This is a genomic window from Acinetobacter sp. ANC_7503, assembly GCF_056780035.1.
Genome location: NZ_JBWYJA010000037.1, coordinates 1 through 324, shown reverse-complemented (window position 1 = coordinate 324; position 324 = coordinate 1). Strand labels below are relative to the sequence as shown.

Below are 324 nucleotides of genomic sequence, written 5' to 3'. Positions count from 1 at the left end.
CGAAGGTCGTGCGGGCGAGAACTGTGGTATCTTATTACGTGGTACTAAGCGTGAAGACGTACAACGTGGTCAAGTACTTTCTAAACCAGGTGCGATCAAGCCACACACTAAATTCGATGCGGAAGTATACGTACTTTCTAAAGAAGAAGGTGGTCGTCACACTCCATTCCTTAACGGTTACCGTCCACAGTTCTACTTCCGTACGACTGACGTAACTGGCGCGATTCAATTGCAAGAAGGCGTTGAAATGGTTATGCCTGGTGACAACGTAGAAATGTCAGTAGAATTAATCCACCCAATCGCAATGGACCCAGGTCTACGTTT

1 protein-coding gene is annotated in these 324 nt (G+C 46.6%); it reads left to right on the top strand.

The window, feature by feature from the left end:
- On the top strand, positions 1-324 hold a 324-nt coding region (locus AC1M9M_RS14850; RefSeq protein WP_481596714.1), incomplete at both ends, for an EF-Tu C-terminal domain-related protein.